Annotated in this window: 17 protein-coding genes and 1 pseudogene; 7 read left to right on the plus strand and 11 right to left on the minus strand. The window is 71.5% G+C overall.

From position 1 onward, the window contains the following. Nucleotides 1-283 (minus strand): annotated as a pseudogene (locus tag ABZ896_RS26975) (hypothetical protein); the annotation flags it as partial. A gap of 259 nt (nt 284-542) precedes the next feature. Here ABZ896_RS26975 and ABZ896_RS26980 point away from each other — a divergent pair. Next, nucleotides 543-761 carry a CbtB-domain containing protein gene (locus tag ABZ896_RS26980; RefSeq protein ID WP_360934262.1) on the plus strand — a complete coding sequence of 73 codons (219 nt, stop codon included), beginning with the start codon at nt 543-545 and terminating at the stop codon, nt 759-761. A 15-nt stretch (nt 762-776) separates the two neighbouring features. After that, on the plus strand, nt 777-1,520 hold the full coding sequence (locus tag ABZ896_RS26985) for a CbtA family protein (RefSeq protein WP_360934265.1): 744 nt from the start codon (nt 777-779) through the stop codon (nt 1,518-1,520). Between the two features lie 93 nt (nt 1,521-1,613). Here ABZ896_RS26985 and ABZ896_RS26990 read toward each other — a convergent pair whose 3' ends face one another. Together ABZ896_RS26990 and ABZ896_RS26995 are read right to left on the minus strand one after the other, a co-directional pair. Then, entirely contained in the window at nt 1,614-1,850 is a 237-nt protein-coding gene (locus ABZ896_RS26990) for a hypothetical protein (RefSeq protein WP_360934268.1), read from the minus strand. Nucleotides 1,851-2,067: 217 nt separating this feature from the next. Then, on the minus strand, nt 2,068-3,591 hold the full coding sequence (locus ABZ896_RS26995) for a helix-turn-helix domain-containing protein (protein ID WP_360934271.1): 1,524 nt from the start codon (nt 3,589-3,591) through the stop codon (nt 2,068-2,070). 256 nt (nt 3,592-3,847) lie between these two features. On the opposite strand from ABZ896_RS26995, the gene ABZ896_RS27000 reads away from it, so the two are divergent. After that, entirely contained in the window at nt 3,848-4,669 is an 822-nt protein-coding gene (locus tag ABZ896_RS27000; RefSeq protein ID WP_360934274.1) for a class I SAM-dependent methyltransferase, read from the plus strand. A gap of 14 nt (nt 4,670-4,683) precedes the next feature. Here ABZ896_RS27000 and ABZ896_RS27005 read toward each other — a convergent pair whose 3' ends face one another. From ABZ896_RS27005 to ABZ896_RS27035, 7 genes are all read right to left on the minus strand, one after another. After that, complete coding sequence (locus tag ABZ896_RS27005) at nt 4,684-8,370, minus strand: family 78 glycoside hydrolase catalytic domain (RefSeq protein WP_360934277.1); 3,687 nt, start codon at nt 8,368-8,370, stop codon at nt 4,684-4,686. A gap of 40 nt (nt 8,371-8,410) precedes the next feature. Next, on the minus strand, nt 8,411-8,641 hold the full coding sequence (locus tag ABZ896_RS27010) for a ferredoxin (protein ID WP_360934280.1): 231 nt from the start codon (nt 8,639-8,641) through the stop codon (nt 8,411-8,413). After that, nucleotides 8,638-9,834 carry a cytochrome P450 gene (locus ABZ896_RS27015; RefSeq protein WP_360934283.1) on the minus strand — a complete coding sequence of 399 codons (1,197 nt, stop codon included), beginning with the start codon at nt 9,832-9,834 and terminating at the stop codon, nt 8,638-8,640. The genes ABZ896_RS27010 and ABZ896_RS27015 overlap by 4 nt, the downstream gene beginning before the upstream one ends. Nucleotides 9,835-9,859: 25 nt before the next feature. After that, entirely contained in the window at nt 9,860-10,696 is an 837-nt protein-coding gene (locus ABZ896_RS27020) for a mycofactocin-coupled SDR family oxidoreductase (RefSeq protein WP_360934286.1), read from the minus strand. A gap of 68 nt (nt 10,697-10,764) precedes the next feature. Continuing rightward, nucleotides 10,765-11,244, minus strand: coding sequence for a (2Fe-2S)-binding protein (locus ABZ896_RS27025; RefSeq protein WP_360934288.1), 480 nt, complete (start codon nt 11,242-11,244; stop codon nt 10,765-10,767). Next, nucleotides 11,237-12,073, minus strand: coding sequence for an FAD binding domain-containing protein (locus ABZ896_RS27030; RefSeq protein ID WP_360934291.1), 837 nt, complete (start codon nt 12,071-12,073; stop codon nt 11,237-11,239). The genes ABZ896_RS27025 and ABZ896_RS27030 overlap by 8 nt, the downstream gene beginning before the upstream one ends. Then, the gene (locus tag ABZ896_RS27035) at nt 12,070-14,388 is read right to left on the minus strand and encodes a xanthine dehydrogenase family protein molybdopterin-binding subunit (RefSeq protein ID WP_360934294.1); all 2,319 of its coding nucleotides are present in this window, start codon (nt 14,386-14,388) and stop codon (nt 12,070-12,072) included. Before ABZ896_RS27035 ends, ABZ896_RS27030 begins: the two co-directional genes overlap by 4 nt. A 97-nt stretch (nt 14,389-14,485) precedes the next feature. On the opposite strand from ABZ896_RS27035, the gene ABZ896_RS27040 reads away from it, so the two are divergent. From ABZ896_RS27040 to ABZ896_RS27055, 4 genes are all read left to right on the plus strand, one after another. Next, nucleotides 14,486-15,079 carry a helix-turn-helix domain-containing protein gene (locus tag ABZ896_RS27040; RefSeq protein ID WP_360934297.1) on the plus strand — a complete coding sequence of 198 codons (594 nt, stop codon included), beginning with the start codon at nt 14,486-14,488 and terminating at the stop codon, nt 15,077-15,079. Nucleotides 15,080-15,142: 63 nt separating this feature from the next. Next, on the plus strand, nt 15,143-15,751 hold the full coding sequence (locus tag ABZ896_RS27045; RefSeq protein ID WP_360934300.1) for a TetR/AcrR family transcriptional regulator: 609 nt from the start codon (nt 15,143-15,145) through the stop codon (nt 15,749-15,751). A 49-nt stretch (nt 15,752-15,800) separates the two neighbouring features. Beyond that, entirely contained in the window at nt 15,801-16,421 is a 621-nt protein-coding gene (locus ABZ896_RS27050; RefSeq protein WP_360934303.1) for an L-threonylcarbamoyladenylate synthase, read from the plus strand. 217 nt (nt 16,422-16,638) lie between these two features. Next, nucleotides 16,639-17,394 (plus strand): dienelactone hydrolase family protein, encoded by a 756-nt coding sequence (locus ABZ896_RS27055; protein ID WP_360934306.1) that lies wholly within the window; start codon nt 16,639-16,641, stop codon nt 17,392-17,394. Between the two features lie 51 nt (nt 17,395-17,445). On the opposite strand, the gene ABZ896_RS27060 is transcribed toward ABZ896_RS27055, so the two are convergent. Further along, nucleotides 17,446-19,521: a prolyl oligopeptidase family serine peptidase gene (locus ABZ896_RS27060; protein WP_360934309.1), complete on the minus strand. Its 2,076-nt coding sequence runs from the start codon at nt 19,519-19,521 to the stop codon at nt 17,446-17,448. Between the last annotated feature and the right edge of the window lie 39 nt (nt 19,522-19,560).

Consider the following 19,560-nt stretch of genomic DNA (forward strand, 5'->3'; position numbering starts at 1 on the left):
CTCCGACGCCACGCTGGGCGAGCCGCTCAAGGCCGCCGACGACTATCTGCGCGCCGAGATCGTGTACGCCGCCTCCCACGAGGGCGCGCGGCATCAGGCCGAGAGCCTCGGCGGTCTGCGTGCAGCGCATCGAGGGGGCCGTGTAGACAACGGTGGCCCTCTCCAGGGTCCCGGCGGTGGCCCGCGCCTCGCGCACGGCACGCTCGTCGAGGGGGTCGTCGCCGAAGCGTACGGAGTGTTCCGTGGAGGCGGCGGCGCACAGCAGGACGAGCCGGACGGTCATGCGGGCCTTTCGTCGAGTCGCCGGGAGCGGTCCATCGTAGGTGGCGTACGCCATGTTGGCCGACGTGCTGATTGCCCCTACCATCTGGGGCGACAAGGACGACGGCGCCACGGAAGTCCGGTGCAAGCCCGGCACGGTCGCGCCACTGTGTGCCACCCCTCCACCGACGAGGTGACGAGGTGGTGGTGAGTCAGACCCAACGCCGTCGTCGAGTGCTCCACACGAAAACGGGACGCGTTGTTCCCGAGGAGGTCTCGCCATGGCGCAGTCCACTGCCGCCCCCACGCCCACCACCCCTGCGGTCACTCCGCTGCCGGTGCGGGCGCTCGCCCCCTGGACCGTCTTCTTCGGCATCCTGATGCTCGTCCTGCTCTACTTCGTCGGTGCCGAGCAGGGCGCCACCGCGCTCGTCTCCGGCGAAGGCGTCCACGAGTGGGTGCACGACGCACGCCACCTGCTCGGCTTCCCCTGCCACTGAGGCGGGGGCGGAAACGTGAACTCCACAGTCGTACGCACCCTGTTGGTGCGCGGCATGCTCGCCGGTCTCGGTGCCGGTGTGCTCGCGTTCGTCTTCGCCTACCTGGTCGGTGAGGGCCCGGTGGACGCGGCGATCGCCTTCGAGGAGGCCGGTTCCCACGAGCACGGGGAGGAACTGGTCAGCCGTACCGTGCAGTCGACGGCGGGGCTGGCCACCGGTGTCCTCGTCTTCGGGGTCGCCATCGGCGGTATCGCGGCGCTGGCGTTCTGCTTCGCGCTGGGCCGGATCGGCCGGTTCGGCGCGCGGGCGACGGCGGCGCTGACCGCGCTCGGCGGGTTCCTCACCGTGTATCTGGTGCCGATGCTGAAGTATCCGGCGAACCCGCCCGCGGTGGGTGACCCGGACACCATCGACCGGCGCACCGCGCTGTTCGTCCTGATGATCGCGCTCAGTGTGCTGCTGGGCGTCGGCGCGGTGCTCCTGGGCCGCAGGCTGGCTCCGGCCTGGGGCAACTGGAACGCCTCGATCGCCGCCGCCGTGGCCTTCGTCGCCGTGGTGGCGGTGGCGATGGCGGTCCTGCCGTCCGGGGACAACACCCCGAAGGGCTTCCCGGCGAACGACCTGTGGGAGTTCCGCCTGGCGTCCCTGGGTGTCCAGGCCGTGCTCTGGGCGGCCTTCGGCCTGCTCTTCGGCTACCTCGCCGAACGGGTCCTCGCGCCGAAGCCGGCGCGGGGCAGGGTGTCCACGCTGGTCGCCTGATCGCTCACGGATTCCGCCGGGGGCGCGCCCGGCGGGACCTGTACACGGAAGGGCCGGACCCCGTTCGTCCGGGCCCTTCCGCCGGCTGTGCCGTCAGCCGCCGTTCAGCCTTGCGCGCAGCAGACCCTTGCCGATCTCCGCGCCCTTGCGGCTGTCCGCCTGGGCCTTGCGGAACAGGTCGGCGACCTCAGTGTCCTTGGCGCGCTCGGCGTCCTGGATGTAGCTCTCCAGCCGCAGCGCGTTGTTCAGGCACGCCTCTACATACCAGATCAGGTTGTAGTCCTTGTCCGGCGTACCGGTCACGCCGCCGGTCTCCGTGCTGCTGGTCATTGGGACCTCCTCCAGCGGTAGTCGTTCCGGAGCCGGACGGGTACCCGCCGTAAGCAGGTCAATCAGGGAACCGGCGGGCGGGAGCCCGCGAGAAACACACGTCGCAGGGGGCGCGACCGGTCCCCCGTTCCGGTCGTTCCCCCTGCGGTGCGTCGAACTTACGTGACCTGCGCAGTCTTGTGAATCGCGTCGATGCCCGCTGTGCGGAGCACAGGACTCACCCGTGCACAGGTGCGTCCGGATGGCCCGGATCGTCCCGGAGCAGTACGGGGTGTGCCAGCTCGCCCGTCGCCAGATGGGCGAGGACGACCTCGTAGAGATCGCTGCCCGAGGCGATGAGCTGTCGTTCGAGGACGGGCTCGGCGCTGCGGACGTGTTCGCGTACGGTCTGCGCGTGCACGGCGAGGGTCTGTGCGGCGCGTTCCGCGTTGCCGCCGGCCGCGATCCAACTGCGCAGGGTGCGCCGCAGGTCGCGGGCATCGCTGTCCAGGCGGCCCAGCAGTTCCCGCGCCCACATCCCGAGCGCCGGTCCGGCGAGCAGGTCACCGAGCCGGGCCCGGGCCCCGCGGACGCCGTCCGGGTCTCCCTGCCCGTCCGCGAGGCTGACCTGGGTGCTGAGGGCCAGGTGGACGGTCGCGCGGACGGTGAGGTCGGTGAAGTCGGTGCGCAGCAGGGACTCGACCCGTTCCATCCGGGCGCGCACGGTGTTGCGGCTGACGCCGAGGACCTTGGCGGCGCTGACGGCGGTGAACTCCAGGCCCAGGCGGGTGGTGGCGAGGAGTTCGGCGCGGGTGTGGTGCGGCAGGGTGTCGAGCGGGCGCAGCAGCCGGGCGGTCCACTCCCGCAGCACGGCCGGGTCCATCAGGCGCTCGGGGTGGTTGCGTTCGGCGTACACCGCGGCCTTGTCCGGGCGTACGCGGGCCACGGCGAGGGCGCTCACGGCCTGTCCGTAGGCGTTCGCGGTCCGGGCGAGGCTCTGGCGGGCGCTGCCGCCGAGCAGGGTGCCCGGGTTGCGGTCGACGACCGAGCGCAGGGCCTCGCCCGCGGACTCCCCGGTGGTCACGATGATCACCTGCCCGTCCATGGCCGGGCAGCGCACGACGAGTGCCTGGTCACCGGTCGCGCCCAGGCACTCCTGCGTGAGCCGGTCGCGTTCCGCCGCGTCCCCTTCGAGGACGTAGACGCAGGCCATGTCGGTGTCGAGCAGCCCCGGCCACAGGCCCGCGGCGACCCGGCGGGCCGCGACGACGTCCTCCACCATCAGCAACTGCAGGATGGCCAGGCGCAGATCGGAGGTGGCGCGCTGCAGACGGCGGCGGGTCGCGGTCGTCTCCCGGGCCCGCACCAGGAGTTCGAGGACCTGGGCGGTGTGCGTGAGGACATCGGCGGTGCGCCGGTCGAAGGGGGCGGAGCGGGCGACGGCGAGCACGGACGCCGCGTCGGGATCGGTGGGCCCGACCCGCACCAGGCGTACGTGGGTACCGCCGTCCACCCAGGCGGCGGAGGCGATCCGGCCCGCCAGGAGGTCGGCGACGAGTTCCTCGTCGAGGCTCAGGGGTGTTCCGGCGACGAGTGTCCCGGTGGCGTCCTGGAGTACGGCGGTGCCGTCCACGGTCTCGGCGAGCCAGGCGACGATCCGGCGGACGTCGCGCCCGGTGGGCCGTAGATGATCGAGGAGCTCCTGCGCCCACTGCGGAGGCTGCGCCGCCTCGCGTCCCGTTCGGCCGTCCTGACCTGCCACGTCACCCTTCTCCTCGCACCTCGCGCCGTTCAGTCGTACCGCTCGGGGACGTTACCTCACCTGCGGCCGGGGAGCGTCGGGCCGTAACGGGGCGGATCGGCGGCGGCCGTACGCGGGTCGGCGTGGTGCGTTCGAAGTGCCTTTCGCGCGGGCTCAGTTGGCGATCACCGGGCATCGGGGCAGGTCGAGCACCGTACGGGTCGGCCGGTCCGGGCCCCAGCGGCTCTCCTCGCGATGGTGCGCTGTAATGAGGACCATGACCGAGACCGGCGGCGGCAAGGAGCGGGTGCGGCTCGGTGCCGTGCAGGAGACGTTGTTCATTCCGCTCGCCGAGCGGGCCCGGGAGTCCGTCAGGCGGCGGCCGCTCCTGCGGGACCCGAAGGCCGTCAAGATGATCGCGCGCATCGACTACGCGGTGGACAAGTACGGCCCGAGCGCCGGATCGCGGACCACCGTGCTGCGGACCGCGATCGTGGACACCTGGGTACGGGCGTTCCTGGCGGAGCACCCGGCGGGCACCGTCATCGAGATCGGCACGGGCCTCAACACCCGGTTCGAGCGGGTCGACAACGGCTCGGTGCACTGGATCGATCTCGACCTCCCGGACACGATCGACCTGCGGCGGAGGTTCTTCACGGACACCGACCGCCGCCGCATGATCGCCGCCTCGGTCCTCGACGAGGACTGGCTGCGCACCGTCGAGGAGTGCCCCGGACCCTATTTCTTCGTCGCCGAGGGCGTGCTCGTCTACCTCCCGGAGGAGAAGGTGGGTGAGGCGCTGACCCGTATCGCCCGGCGGTTCCCCGGCGCGCTGCTCGCCCTCGACACCTATCCGGGGTGGCTCCTGGAGAAGCAGCACGAGGCGGCGGAACGCAAGCGGATGGCGGCCCGCTGGGCGTGGTCTTGCGACGATCCGCGGTCCCTGGAGCGGCTCGGGCTCCGGATCGTCGAGACGGCCGCCGTCACCCGGCCACCCCGCGCGCTCCGTACCCAACTCCCCTTCCGCTACCGGCTGTTCCTTCCGATCGCCCACCGCCTGCTGCGCGGGCTGTTCCGGGTCACGCTCTTCCGGACCTGAGCCGACCTCCCCGGTCAGGCGTTGAAGCGGTACGAACCCGCCCTGGCCCGGTACACCTTGTACGCGGCACCACCGGAGGTGTCGTCCCGCAGGAAGGCCGCTCCGCGGGGCGCGGTGACCGGCTTGTCCTGCGTGGGGACCCAGATCTCGGCCTCCGTGTTGTACGGCACGGTGACCGCGAGGTCGATCCTGCCGTCCGCCCGGCGCCGCCACCGCGAGGACACCCTGCCGCGCACGGTGTCGATCGAGGCACTGACCTCGTCGAGGGTCGCGGGCGCCAGGTCGGTGTCGTCGACACCCTTCGGCACCCGGCTGTCGACCGCGACCGAGGGGATGTAAGGCCGGACGCGCAGCGTCTCGTAGGCGGTCGCGGTCGGCTTGATGCCGGCGAGGCTCTGGTAGAACCAGGTGGCCACGTTGGAGCGGTAGTGGTGGTCGACGGAGAGCCGGTCGGTCCACTGTTCCCACAGCGAGGTGGCGCCCTTGGCGATCTGGTACACGTACCCCGGCACACCGGTCTGCGTCACCGCCTGCAGCGCGATGTCCGTATACCCGTACTCGCTCAGGACGTTGAACTCGTGGCGCGAGCCGTACATGTCGTTCTGGAGGTGGCGGTCGGCGGCCACGATCCGGTCGGCGAGCAGCTTCGCGAGCGCTTTCCGGTTCTCTGCAAGGGAGTTGGTGCCCGCCAGATACCGGGGGTCGTCGGGGCTCAGGTCGGACCCCGGCACCAGGTCGAAGGCGATGGCCATGGCGTTCTCGCTGGAGACGCTGCCCTGGGTGAAGTACCCGAGGGACGCGTCCCAGTAGTTCGCGACGAACGCCTTGCGCAAGGTGCGGGCCAACCGGGCGTAGTGCGCGGCCCGTTCGCGCCGGCCGAGCTTCCGGCCGACCTCGTCCATGTAGTCGCAGAAGCGGACGTAGAAGGCGAGGCTGATGACGGCGTTGCTGCCGGGAGCCTCCGCACCGGAGTAAGCCCCCAGCGAGGCCTCGAACTTGTAGTCGTTCTCCGGGGTGAACAGGGTCTCGTAGTACGTCAGGAGCGCGTCCTGGTGGTCGTACAGCTCGGCGAACAGGCTGCTGTTGCCGTAGTACGTGTACAGCTCCCACGGGATGACGAAGTACGCGGAGTCCCAGGCCGGTACGGCCTTCCACGCGGCGTTCCAGCCGGGGGTGCGGTCATAGCCGTAACCGCCCTTGGCCACGGGGACGATCATGGGCAGTTGGCCGGTGGAGATCTGGGTGTCGGGGAAGTGCCGCAGGTAGGTGGTGAGGACGCCGTTGACGTCCCAGGTCAGCGACTGCGACTCGGAGCTGGCCATCGCGTCGCCGGTCCAGCCGTTCTTCTCCCGGGAGGGGGTGTCGGTGGGCTTCTGGACGAGGTTGTTCTGCTCGGCCCATTCGAGGTTGCGCTGAAGGCGGTTGAGGAGGGCGTTGTCGGTGGTGAAGATGCCGGTGCGGGCGAAGCCGGTGCGGGCCACGCCGACCGTGAGGAGGTTCGCGTCTCGCTGGAGGTCGGGCCCCCGGCCGAGGACGGCTTCGAGGTTCATGACCTCCAGGTAGCGGAAGCCGAAGTGGCTGAACTGCTGCTCCCATGTCTGCGTGGGTCTGCGGCCCAGGGTGTAGTAGTGCGTCTGGAGGTTGGCGTCGTGCTGGAAGTTCTCCTCCTCGACGGAGAAGGGGGACGCGGCTGTTCCGTCGCCGCCCGAGACGCGGTTGCCGCCGCGGATGCGGAGGGTGAGGCCCTCCCGGTCGGGGCGGATGCCGGTGAGGGACAGACGGACCAGACCGGTCATGATCTGCCCGTAGTCCAGGATCCAGACGCCGGAACCGGGCGCCGTCTCGGTGAGCGACACCGGGCGCAGGATCTGGTGGACGAGCACGGGTTCCGCTTCGTGGGCGCGTACGGCGGCGGGCCTGAATCCGTCGGGGATCGTCGTCGCGGGCAGCGCGCCGTGGTGCTTGGGGGACGGTCCGGAGCAACTGCCCGGCGGGATCAGCACGGTGGCCGGACGCCAGTCGCGGCCGGTGCGGTGGCCTGCCGTACGCCACTCCCCCACCTGCTCGGCGCGCCGGGCGTCGTACTTCTCGCCCGAGTAGACGGAGTCGAAGGTCGTGGGTCCGTCCGCGGCGAGCCAGTCCTCGTCGGTGACGAGGGTGGTGCGGGAGCCGTCGGTGTGGGTGACGACAAGCTTCGCGCGCAGCCGCGGCTGGCCGGCGTACGGAGCGAGCTGCCAATACCACTCCTGAGGGGTCGTCACCCCGTACCAGCCGCGCCCGAGTTCGGCCGCGAGGACGTTCTCCGCGCCCGCCCGGAGCAGCGCGGTCACGTCGAAGGTGTCGTAGAGGACCGTGCGGTCGTAGGTGCTCTGGTCGGTGAGCAGGCGGGGCACGTTGGTGCGGTCGCGGACGGCGCGTCTGCCGTCGACGGTGAGCGGGTCGCCGTTGACGGTGAAGGTGACGTTGCCCGCGGCGCTCAGGTGCAGACGGGCCTCGGCGATACGGCGGCCGCGGGGCAGGGCGAAGGAACGGCGCAGGAGCGGGGCCGGGGCGGCGATCGGGAGGACGGTGTTCTTCGCCGGGATGTAGGGGTTCTTGGGCGGGAAGGTCAGGCCGGCGGGGGTGGGGATGCCGCTCTCGAAGGGGTTGGCGCCGGTGGTGAGGTCGGCGGAGAAGTCGGGGGCGCCGGTGCCGGTCACCTGAACGCTGCGGATCGTGGCGTTCGTACCGCCGGCGAAGCCGAAGCTGCCATGGCGGCGGATCTGGTCGCCGGTGAGGGTGCGGGTGTCGACCTCGACGCCGTTGACGGTGGTCGTGACGGTCAGTCCGCGGGCCTCGACCCGCACGGTGTGGTCGCGGGTCGCCCAGGTGTCCTTGGTCAGGCCGGTCGAGGCGGGGAGGGCGACCGTGCCGACCGGGACGTTGCGGGTGCCCGCGGTGGTGGGGTTGGTCTCGCTCTGCGGGTCGTAGTGGTTCACTCCCCAGTCGGGTTCTGACGTGCCGTCGTCCACCCAGGTGTTGCCCGCGTAGTGGCTGGTGGTCATGACGAGGTGCATGGCGTCCCCGCTCTGACGGAGCGCCCAGACCAGAGCCTCGCCCCAGGTCTTGCCGACGGGCTCGGCGCGCAGCAGGAGGGAGAGGCCGGCCGCGGGATCGGTGCCGCCGCGGAAGACGACGGTCGCCGTCAGGTCCTTCCAGTCGTGGTCCTGGGTCGTCCGGCCGCCGATCCACCGGGCGCCCGCCCAGTCGCTCTCCCCCTTCAGCAGCCCGGTCTCCCACCGGGCCGCCTCGCTCCAGGGGCCGGGCGCGTCCTTGTCGTCCCAGGTCCGCACCCGCCAGAAGTACGCCCGCTCCGAGTGCAGCGCGCCGCCCCCGAAGGGGACATGGGTGCTGTTCGCCCCGGCCACCCTGCCGCTGCGCCAGACGTCCGCGCCGCCGGGCCGGGTGCCGACCTCGATCTCGTACGCGGTCTGCCGGGCCACCGGGGGCACCCAGCTGAACGTCGGCGCGGTCTCCGTCCCGAGCGGCGCGAGTCGGGAGTTGACCTGAAGGCCGGTGGGCGTCGTGGCGTGTCCGGCGTCCGCCGCGAGGGCGGTGGGCGCGGCGACGGCCGGCAGGGAGGCTCCGGCCGTCGCCGCGGTCATGATGCCGAGCAGGTGCCGGCGGCTCAGTGCGCTATGAAACGTTTCAATACCTTCCATGTGGAAAGCTTACGAACGGTACGCGCCGCAGCACAATGGTTCAGTCCGTGGGAAAGACCCTCCGTCCGGATTCCGTCTCGACGACGGAGATCGCCTCGATCGGGCAGGACTCGGCGACTTCCAGGAGCAGTTCGGACGCCGGGAGCGTCTCGGAGCGCGCGTGCCCCTGACCTTCTTCGTCGAGGGCGAACTGCTCGGGTGCGGCGGCCGCGCACAAACCGGTGCGGACGCACACCCGTTTGTCGACGGCGACCGTCCACCGCTCGGTCATCGCCCGCCTCCTTCGACGAGCAGCGGCAGGGTCTTCCAGCCGCGCACGGTCGAGGTCTGCGCGAGTTCCGCGTGGTCCCAGTCGACGTCCCAGTCCGGGAACCGGCCGAGGATCTCCTCCGCCGCGATCCGCCCCTCCAGCCGGGCCAGGGCCGCGCCCAGGCAGTAGTGGGCGCCGACGCCGAAGCTCAGGTGCTGGGTGACCCGGTGGACGTCGAAGCGGTCCGGGTCGGTGAAGCGCCGGGGGTCGCGGTTGGCGGCGGCCTGGACGAACAGGACGGCGCTGCCGGCTGGCACGGTACGGTCGTACAGCTCGACGTCCTTGGTGACGTACCGCGCGGTGAACGGGCCGGTGGGCTCGAAGCGCAGGATCTCCTCGATCGCGTTGGGGATGAGGGAGGGGTCGGCCCTGAGGGCGCGCCGCGCCTCGGGGTAGCGGGCCATCAGCGCACCGAACCAGCCGATGAGCCGGCCGGTCGTCTCGTTGCCGGCGCCCGCGACGACCGTGCAGTAGGTGTGGACCTCCTCGTCGGTGAGGGTGCGGGTGACGCCCTTCTCGTCCTCGAACTCGGCGGTCATCAGATCGGTCATGAGGTCGTCGGAGGGATGCTTCTTGCGCCAGGCGATGTACTCCCGGAACGCCTCGGTGCTGAGGATGTCCCGCTCGTCGATCTTGCCGCCGTTCTCGGTGCCGAGGGTGTCGTCGGTGTAGTCGCGGATGGCGGGCTGGTCGGCCTCCGGGATGCCCAGGAGCATGCCGATGACCCGCATCGGCATCTCGGCACCGACGGCCGCGACGAGGTCGAACCGCCTTGCTCCGGTGACCGGTTCGAGCGCGCGGCGGCAGAAGGCCCGTACCCGTGGCTCCAGGGTGGCGATACGGCGGGGCGTGAACACCCGGGCGAGCAGGCGGCGGTGGATGTCGTGGACGGGCGGGTCCTCGAAGATGAGGGTGCCCGGCGGGAGTTCGATGTCCGCCTGGATGATCTCCAGGATGTCGCCGCGCGCCGAGGAGTACGTCTGCCAGTCGGCGAGGCCGCGTTGGACGTCCGCGTGACGGGTGACGGCGTAGAAGTCGTGCCGGTCGTTGTAGTACAGCGGCGCCTCCTCGCGCAGCCGCTCGTACAGCGGGTAGGGGTCGCGGGCGAGGGCGGGGTCGTAGGGGTCCCAGTAGAGCGTGTCGGTGCTGGTCACGGGCGCAACTCCTTCTCGTTGAGGGCTACTTGAGCAGGGCGCCCGCGTCGATCGGCAGGGTCACGCCGGTGACGAAGCGGCCTTCGTCGGAGGCGAGGAACAGGACGGCGTTGCTGATGTCCAGCGGCTCCACCCAGGGGGTGGGGAGCAGGTGCATGCCCTGGGAGACCGCGGCGAAGTCGTCGACCGTGGGGTTCTCCAGGTCGGGGCGGAACATGCGGTAGGTGCCCTCGTGCATCACCATCGGCGTGTTCACCTGGGTGGGGTGCAGGGAGTTGACGCGGATGTTGTGCGGCCCCAACTCCGTTGCCAGGGTGCGCATCAGGCCCACCACGGCGTGCTTGGCGGCGATGTAGTGCCCGATGTTCGGGTACGCCTTGAGTCCGCCCACGGAGCTGGTCAGGACGACCGAGCCGCCCCGGCCACCGGCCACGATGTGCGGGGTGGAGACCTTGGTGGAGAGCCAGACGCCGGTCAGGTTGACGTCGATCATGTCGCGCCAGGTCTTCTCGGACATGGCGTCGAGGGTGGCGCCGTCGCTGCCGAGACCGGCGTTGGCCACGACGATGTCCAGCCGCCCGAACCGCTCCACGCCGTCGTCCACGGCCGCCTTGAGGGCGTCGTGGTCGCGCACGTCCGCCTGTACGGCGTGGATCCGGCGGCCCAGCTTCTCGACCCGGCGGACGGTCTCCTCCAGATCCTCGGGCGTGGACATGGCGAAGGTGACGCCGTCGAGCTGCTTGCACACGTCGACGGCGATGATGTCGGCGCCCTCCTCCGCCAGCCGTACGGCATGGCTGCGACCCTGGCCGCGGGCGGCTCCGGTGATGAAGGCGACCTTGTCCGCTACTCGTCCGGGCATGACTGACCTCTCTTCGTGGGTGTGTTGAGCTGCGATGGGGTGCTACGCCGATCTGCGCCGAGCTGGCGTCACGCCGGGCCGTCTGTGTCGGCGGCCGCTCGAACCGCGTCGAGGATCCCCTGGTAACCGGTGCAGCGGCACAGATTGCCGGACAGGGCCTCGCGGATCTCCTCGTCCGTGGGCTTGGGGTTCTCGGCGAGGAACGCGGTGGCGGAGATGACGAATCCAGGGGTGCAGAATCCGCACTGGAGCCCGTGATGTTCTCTGAACGCGGCCTGGACCAGGGAGAGTTCGCCGTCGGGTGCGGCGATCCCCTCGATCGTGGTGACCTCGCTCCCGTCGGCCTGCACGGCGAACACCAGGCAGGCGCGCACCGCTTCGCCGTCCAGCAGCACCGTGCAGGCACCGCAGGCTCCGTGTTCGCAGCCGAGGTGCGTGCCGGTCAGTCCGCAGGTGACGCGCAGGTAGTCGGCGAGGGTGAGCCGGGGCGGCACGCTGTCGTGGCGGGCGCGGCCGTTGACCCGTAGGCGGATCTCGACGTCAGCCATCGACTGCCTCCCGTACGGCACGACGCCAGGCGCGGGCCACCATGGCCGCGCCGACGCGCCTGCGGTAGTCGGCCGAGCCGTGCAGGTCGGACGGGACCGAGTCGAGGCCCGCCAGGGCGAGGCGCCCGAGGGCGTCGGCGTCTTGCTCGTCGGGCCTGGAGCCGACGGCTGCCGCCTCCGCCTCGGGGGCCCGTCGGGGAGTGGGACCGAGTCCGAACAGTCCGATGGCACACCGGTCGATGCGCCCGTCGCCGTCGAGGCCGACGGCGACGGCGGCCCCGGCGAGCGCGAGGCCCCTGCTCCTGCGCGCGAACTCCTCGATGGCGAACCCGCAGGGCCCGCGCCAGACGGGGAAGGTGACGGCCGTGAGCAACTCGTCGGCGGCCGGGATCCTACGGCGGCCTCGCACCGACAGCGCTTCGACTTCGGCGTCCAGGGTCAGCGCCACCGCGGGGTACTCGGCAGCCGCGTCCGCATGCGCGAGCGAGCCCCCGATGGTGCCCCGGTTGCGGATCTGGAAGTGACCTATCAGTGGGGTGGCGCGGACCAGGAGAGGGATCAACTCCCCTACCTCCGGCGAGCGTTGAAGCGTGGTCTGGGTGGTCGTGGCCCCGATACGCACCCTCCCGTCGCGGTGCTCGATGCCCCGGAGTCCCTCCACGTGACGCAGGTCGACGAGGTGTCCGTAGGCCGCAAGGCGCAGGGCCAGCATCGGGACCAGGCTCTGCCCTCCCGCGATGACCTTCGCCTCGTCGCCCCACTCGGCGAGCAGCGCGACCGTCTCCTCGGCGCTCGCCGGGGCGTGGTACTCGAACGCCGCCGGCTTCACGAGGCCACCGCCCTTGCCCGCTCGACCAGTTCGACGATCGACGCCGGGGTCAGCGGCAGCCTGCTGATCTCCACGCCGAGCGGGGCGAGCGCGTCGGCGACGGCGTTCACGACGGCGGGCGCGGAACCGATCGCCCCGCCCTCCCCCACCCCCTTGTGGCCGCCGGGCCCGGGACTCGGTGTCTCGACATGCCCGATCTCGATCGTGGGCACCTCGGAGGCGGTGGGGAGCAGGTAGTCCATGAAGGTGGTGGCGAGCGGGTTGCCGAACTCGTCGTGGGCGAGGTGCTCGTACAGCGCCCCGCCGATGCCCTGGACGGTGCCGCCGCGGATCTGCCCCGCCACCACTCCGGGGTTGATCATCGGCCCGCAGTCCTCGCTGACGATGTACCGCAGCAGCTTCACCGCGCCGGTCACCAGATCCACCTCGCAGGTGCACACATGGGTGGCGTTGGCCCAGATCATCAGGTGCGGGGTGCGGTAGCGGCCGCTCGACTCCAGGCCCGCCGGGACGCCCGGAGGCAGCGCGTGGACCTGGAAGTAGGCGATGTCGGCGATCTCGGCGAGGCTGAGCGAGGCGTCTGCGTCGCCCTTCACCGACGCCCTTCCGTCGACGAACTCCACGTCGTCCACCGCGACTTCGAGACGGTGGGCGGCGATCGCGAGGATGCGCTCCCGTAAGGGGGCGGCGGTCTCGGCGATCGCCCCCGCCGTCATGGGCCCGGAGCGGCTGCCGCCGGTGCCCGCGCCGTACGGGGTGAGCGCGGTGTCGCCCTGGCCCGTGCCGATGTCCTCGACGGGGACGCCGAGCGCGTCGGCGGTGAGCTGGACGACGGTGGTCTCCAGGCTGTTCCCGCACGATCCGCCGGCCATGTAGACGTTGACCTTGCCGGACGGCTCGATACGGATCGTCGCGCCCTCGGTGCCGTGGAACGGGGTGGCTCCGGCGGTCGGTTCGACGTAGGTGCAGGTGCCGACCCCGAGGTGGCGGCCCTGCGCGCGGGCCTCTTCCTGCTCCCGCCGGAACGCCGGGTAGTCGAGCATCTCCAGGGCCTGCTCGAAGGTCTCGTACGGGGTGATGTCGGCGTAGGGCATGCCGCTGAAGTTCGACGTCGGCAGGTCCTCGCGGCGCAGCATGGTGCGGCGGCGCAGCTCGACGGGGTCCATGCCGATGCGGCGGGCGGCGGTGTCGAGGAGGACTTCCCGGGCCATCGACTCGAACTGCCAGGGGCCCCGATAGGCCACCCTCCCGCTGGTGTTGGAGAACACGAAGCGGGAACGGAAGGTGCCTTCGGGGATGCGATACGGCCCCGGGAAGAGCATGCCGACCGCGATACCGCTCTGTACCGGGGACGGCGTCGGGTAGGCGCCGGCGTCCTGGACGTGGTCGAGGATGGCGGCCAGGAAGCGGCCGTCCGCGTCGAGGGCCAGGCGGGCCTCGCCGTGCTCGTGGCGGGCCTGTCCGGCGGCGAGGAGGTGTTCCCGGCGGTCCTCGATCCACTTGAGCGCGCCGGGCAGCCGGACGGCGGCGAGCATGACGCACATGTCCTCGCGCTGCGGCAGCACCTTCTGCCCGAAGCCGCCGCCGGTGTCCCGCACGACCACCCGCACCCGGTGCTCGTCGAGACCGAGCAGCCGGACGCAGAAGGAGCGCACCTCGTGCGGGGACTGGGTGGCCGCCCAGATCGTCATCTCCCCGGCGGGCGCGGCCCATTCGGCGACGATGCCGCGGGTCTCCATCGGCACGGGGCCGTGGGCCTGCTGGTGGACGGTCACGCTCACCACGTGCGGCGCACGCGCGAAGACGGGTTCCAGGTCCGCCATCGGACGCCCGGCCAACTCTCCCACCAGGTTGCCGGGGTGGCAGGCGTGGACGGACTCCGGGGACTCCAGCGCGGTGGCGTAGTCGGCGACCGGCGGCAGTTCCTCGTACTCCACGACGACCAACTCCGCCGCGTCCTCGGCGAGGTAGCGGTCGTCGGCGACGACCATCGCCACCGGGTCGCCCACGAACCGCGCCTCTCCCTCCGCGAGGGGCGGCCGAGGCGTGTCCGGGTCGTCACGTCCGTTGAGCGTGTACCACTGCTCACGCACCCCGGAGTTGAGGTCCTGGGCGGTGAACACCGCGTGCACGCCTTCCAGTTGGAGTGCCTCCGTCACGTCGATCCCGACGATGCGGGCCCGGGCCAGGGGGCTGCGCACGAAGCAGGCGTGCAGCAGGCCGGGGCGTACGACGTCGTCGACGAAGGTGCCGGTGCCGGTCAGCAGACGTGGATCCTCGACGCGCGGCATGGAGGTGCCCGTAAAGCGAGCCATCGGCTTGCCCTTCCGTTCATGCTGAACGAGTGTTTAACACGAGCGCTGAACAACTGTTTAACAGCGCTCTGAGGAGTCGTCAAGGACAATGAGCGGCATGACCGCACCTCGCCGTATGGGCACGGAGAACTCCAAGACGCGCCAGGTCCTGCTCGATGTCGCCGAGCGGCTGATGCTGGAGGAGGGGTACGCCTCCGTCGGCATCCGCCGGGTGGCACGCGAGGCCGAGGTGGCACCGGCGCTGGTGCTGTACTACTTCCGCACCCTCGACGACCTCTTCCTCGCGATGCTGCGGCGCCGCGGCGACCAGGAACTGGAGCGCGTGACCGGCCTGTTGGACGGCCCCCAGCCGATCCGGGCGCTGTGGCGGCTCACCACGCACCCCGGCAACGCCCTCACCACGGAGTTCGCCGCGCTGGCCAACCACCGCAAGGCGATCCGCGCCGAGCTGGCCGGGTTCGCCGAGCGCTACCGCGAGGCACAGCTGGAGGTGCTCACCCGCCGGATCGCGGAGAACGGCGTGGAGCTGCCGCCCGAGGTGACCCCGGCGGTACTGCTGATGCTGACGAACGCGCTGGGCCGGATCCTGATGATGGAGAACGCGATGGGCATGACAACCCGGCACGCAGAGGCGAGCGCGTTCGTGGAGGACTTCCTCCGGCGCTACGAGGGTGCGTCCACGGAGGACTGAGTACGCTCACCCTTCGTAATCAGCGTGTCTGGATATCAGCGGCAAGGAATGGGTGAGCGCACCGTGGGTGAGGCAAGGTCACGGGGGCCGTACGCCAAGACGCCCGCCCGCAAGGCGGAGATCGTCCGCGCGGCACGCGACAGCTTCGCCGAGCGCGGCTACGCCAAGGCTTCCCTGCGGGACATCGCGGAGCGGGCCGGGATCACCCACGCGGGACTCCTGCACCACTTCCGCAACAAGGACGAGCTGCTCGCCGAGGTGCTCGCGGACCGTGACGCCGAGGAGTGGCGGCAGGGTCTGCGCCAGGTCGACGGCCCGGACCGGCTCGCCCCCTTCCTCTCCGAACTCCTGCGCCACCACCAGCGGGCGCCCGAGCTGATGCGGCTGTGGATCGAGCTGGCCGCGGCGGCCTCCCGGCCGGACCACCCCGCCCACGACTACTTCGTCGAGCGCTACGCGAACAGCCGCGCCCAGTTCGCCGAGGGCTTCCCGGACGAGGCGGCCCGCGCCAGGCTGCGGGAGGGGGTGAGCCCCGAGAACGCTGCGGTGCTCTTCCAGGCGGTTCTCAACGGACTCCAGCTCCAGTGGGTGCTCGACCGGGACCTCGACATCGTCGGGCCGGTGACCGACTTCGTCCGTCTGCTGTTCGGCGACGAGCGCGCCGAGGGCTGAGGGCGGGTGCCTGCGCGGCGGGCACCCGGTGACGGCATAGGCTCGGCGGATGGCCAAGTACTTCGACGTGCACCCCGACAACCCACAGCCCCGCGCCATCTCCCAGATCGCCGAGAGCATCCGCTCGGACGCGCTCATCGCGTACCCGACGGACTCCTGCTACGCCCTGGGATGCCGGCTGGGCAGCCGTGACGGCATCGACCGGATCCGCACCATCCGGCAGCTGGACGACCGCCACCACTTCACCCTGGTCTGCCAGGACTTCGCGCAGCTCGGTCAGTTCGTGCGCGTCGACAAGGACGTCTTCCGCGCGATCAAGGCGTCGACGCCGGGCAGCTACACGTTCATCCTGCCGGCGACGAAGGAGGTGCCGCGGATGCTCCAGCACCCGAAGAAGAAGACGGTCGGTGTGCGCATCCCGGACCATGTCGTCACCCAGGCGCTGCTCTCCGAGCTCGGTGAGCCGCTGCTGTCCAGCACCCTGCTCCTGCCCGACGAGGAGGAGCCGATGACCCAGGGCTGGGAGATCAAGGACCGGCTCGACCATGTGCTGGACGCGGTGGTCGACTCCGGGGACTGCGGCACCGAGCCGACGACGGTGATCGACTTCTCGGACGGGGAGGCGGAGATCGTGCGGCGCGGGGCGGGGGACACGGCGCGGTTCGAGTAGCGGGACGGTTTCGGGGGTGGCGCGGTTCGCCTAGCGGGCACGGTTCCGGTGACGGCCTCGTTCGAGTGGCGGCCCGGCCTCCCGTGCCGGGTAAGGACGAGGTCAAAGGGGAGGGGGCTGTCGTCGCCCGGTGGACGCCGCGTGCAAACATGACCGCGGTCCGGTTCCGCCCGGGCCGACGACAAGATCACCCTCGACCGCGCTGAGAGGCACCCCCATGACCTCCGTACAGGGAACCACCGTCGAGATCCGCACCGAGGACGGCGTCGCCGACGCCTACTTCGTCCACCCCGCCGACGGCGCGCCCCGGCCGGCCGTGCTGTTCTACATGGACGCCTTCGGGATCCGGCCCCATCTGAAGTCGATGGCCGACCGGCTCGCCGAGGCCGGGTACGCGGTCCTCGTGCCCAACGTCTTCTACCGGGCCGGGGCCACGCCGGTCTTCGACCTGCCGGAGTTCATCGATCCGGGTGCGCGGCCGGAGATCTTCCAGCAGATCGGCCCGGTCATGCAGTCCCTGACGCCGGAGCTGGCGATGCGGGACGCCGGCGCGTATCTGCGCTGGCTGGCCGAGCGCCCCGAGGTCGCCGACGGGCCGGTCGGCCTGACCGGTTACTGCATGGGCGCCCGGCTGTCCCTGCTGACCGCGGGCACCTTCCCGGACCGGGTCGCCGCCGCGGCCGGTTTCCACGGCGGGCGTCTGGCGACCGAGGACGCGGACAGCCCGCACCTGGTGGCCGAGCACGTCACGGCCGAGCTGTACTTCGGTCACGCCGACGAGGACCCGTCGCTGCCGCCGGAGCAGATCGAGCGTCTGGAGGCCGCGCTGACCGCGGCCGGGGTCCGCCACCAGTGCGAGGTCTACGCGGGCGCCCACCACGGGTACACGCAGGCCGACACCGCCTCCTACGACCGCGCGGGCGACGAGCGGCACTGGGAGGCGCTGCTCGACCTGCTCAAGCGCACGTTCTGACGCGGGCGGGGTGCGGGCAGGACACCGACGGCCACCGCACCGGCGCGGGTGCTACGGCCGTCGCACGCTCGCGTCCACCGGGGAGGTCACCGACTCGGCCCCCAAGTGGCGCTGGAGGAAGCGCACTTGATGGTGGAGCAGTTTCACCGTGAGCGGTGAGCCGATCGGTTGGTGGCCCGCGCCCGGCAACAGCAGGAGTTCGTGCGGGCGTTCGGCGGCACACAGAGCTTCCGAGAGCCGCAGGGTGTTGGCCGCGGGGACCCTGGGGTCGGCCAGGCCGTGGATCAGCAGCAGGGGCCGGGGGAGCCGGGCCGCCTCGGCGATCAGGTCGCAGGAGTCGTAGCGCCGCGGGAACACGTCGGGGTGGCCGAGGAACCGTTCGCGCCAGTGCGTGTTGAACAGCCGCTGGTCGGTGACCCCCGCGCCGGCCACGGCGGCGTGGAAGACGTCGGGGCGGCGCAGGACGGCGAGGGCGGCGAGGGTGCCGCCGAAGGACCAGCCGCGGATACCGACGTGGCCGAGGTCGAGTGCGGGGCGGTCGCGGGCGGCCTCGTGCAGGGCGGCGACCTGGTCGTCGAGCGCCGGGCCGAAGGGATCGCCGTACGCCTCGCGCTCCCAGTCCGGTCCGCGGCCCGGTGTGCCGCGGCCGTCGGTGACGAGGACCGCGAATCCGTGCTCGGCGAACCACTGCGACAGCAGGACCCGCCAGTCCAGTTCGACGGTGACCCGCTGAGCACTCGCTCCCCCGTACGAGTCGACCACCACCGGCAACGGAGGGTCGCCCTCGCGATGCCAGGAGGGCAGGTGGAGGCGGACATGCAGGGCGCGGGGTCCGAGGACGAGCCGCTCGGCGCGGATGCCGAGGACCGGGCTCTCGGCGTACGAGAGGACGGGAAGAGTGGGCCCGTCTGCCCGCCGCACCTCGGTCCGGCCGCCGGGACGCTGTGCGTCGCGGGTGACATGGACGAGGGTCCCGCCGCGGGAGACGCCGGAATGGACGCCCGGTTCCGAACTCACCTGTCGTAGACCGGCCTTGGGGCTGTAACACCACAGGTGGGTCTCGGTGGGGTCGGCGGATGCCGTGAAGAGGATGTCGTCACCGTCCGTGCCGAGGACGGTCCGCAGCTGAAGTCCCGGCGGTGTCACCGGAGTTCCGTCCGCGGTGAGATGCCGGGTGCCCAGGAGGTCACGGTGGGCGAGGAGTTCGCCCGTCGCGGTGCGGGCGGGGAGCCCGGGGACGAGGTGCACCCAGCGGTCGTCCCGCCACTCGTCCAGGACCGTGGTCCGCCCGGTGCCGGGGTCGATGCCGAGGAAGCGGACGGTGCACTGGTCGCGGGACTGCACGACGGCCCAGGGACCGTGGTCGTCCCACCCGGCGCCGACCAGGTATTCATAGGCGGTCCGGTCCCAACTCACCGATACCGGCGTCCCGTCGAACCCTGCGATCCACAGGGTCACCTCCGCGTTGGGCGTCCCGACCAGAGCAACCCGTCCTGCTCCGCCGTCGCTGCCGGGCCACGGCCGGACCCCGGTGAAGTCCGTCCGAGCGAACAGCACCCGCTCACCGTCCGGCGACCACCAGTACCCGCGGGTTCCGTCGAGAGAGGTGGCGCCTGTGTGTACTGCGGTCCCGAACTCGACGTCGGGGCAGTCCGGTTGAGCCACCACACGGTCGGCCGTGCCGTCCGTCCGGATCACGCGCAGGGCGCCCTGCACCACGTAGGCGATATGACGTCCGGTCGGATCGGGCCGGGGGTCGGTCACCGCGCCGACAACGGGCAGCCGCCGGGGCTCCCCTTTCCGCACGTCGACCTTCCACAGCCCGCCGGACAGGGCGAAGGCGACGACACGGGCGGCCCGATCGGCGCCGTACGCGTCGATCCCGGCTGCCTTGCGCGGCCCGGCGCCCGCGCCCGCGCCCGCGAGCAACCGCACCGGGTCGGCCACCAGCCGCTCCCTCCCTGACTCGACGTCCAGCGCCCACAGACAGGCGGCCGGGTCGTCGCCGGTCCGCCCCCGCAGGAACAGCACGGTCCGCCCGTCGTCCCCGACGGTGAACCCTTCGGGGACGCCCCGGCTGAAACGGAAGGTGCGGACGAGTTGCTCGGGAAGGGCGACGCGACTCATGCGGGGTTCCTTCCACCACCATCCCGATTGAAACAGATG

It is taken from the genome of Streptomyces sp. NPDC047072 (assembly GCF_040643855.1).
Lineage (GTDB): Bacteria > Actinomycetota > Actinomycetes > Streptomycetales > Streptomycetaceae > Streptomyces.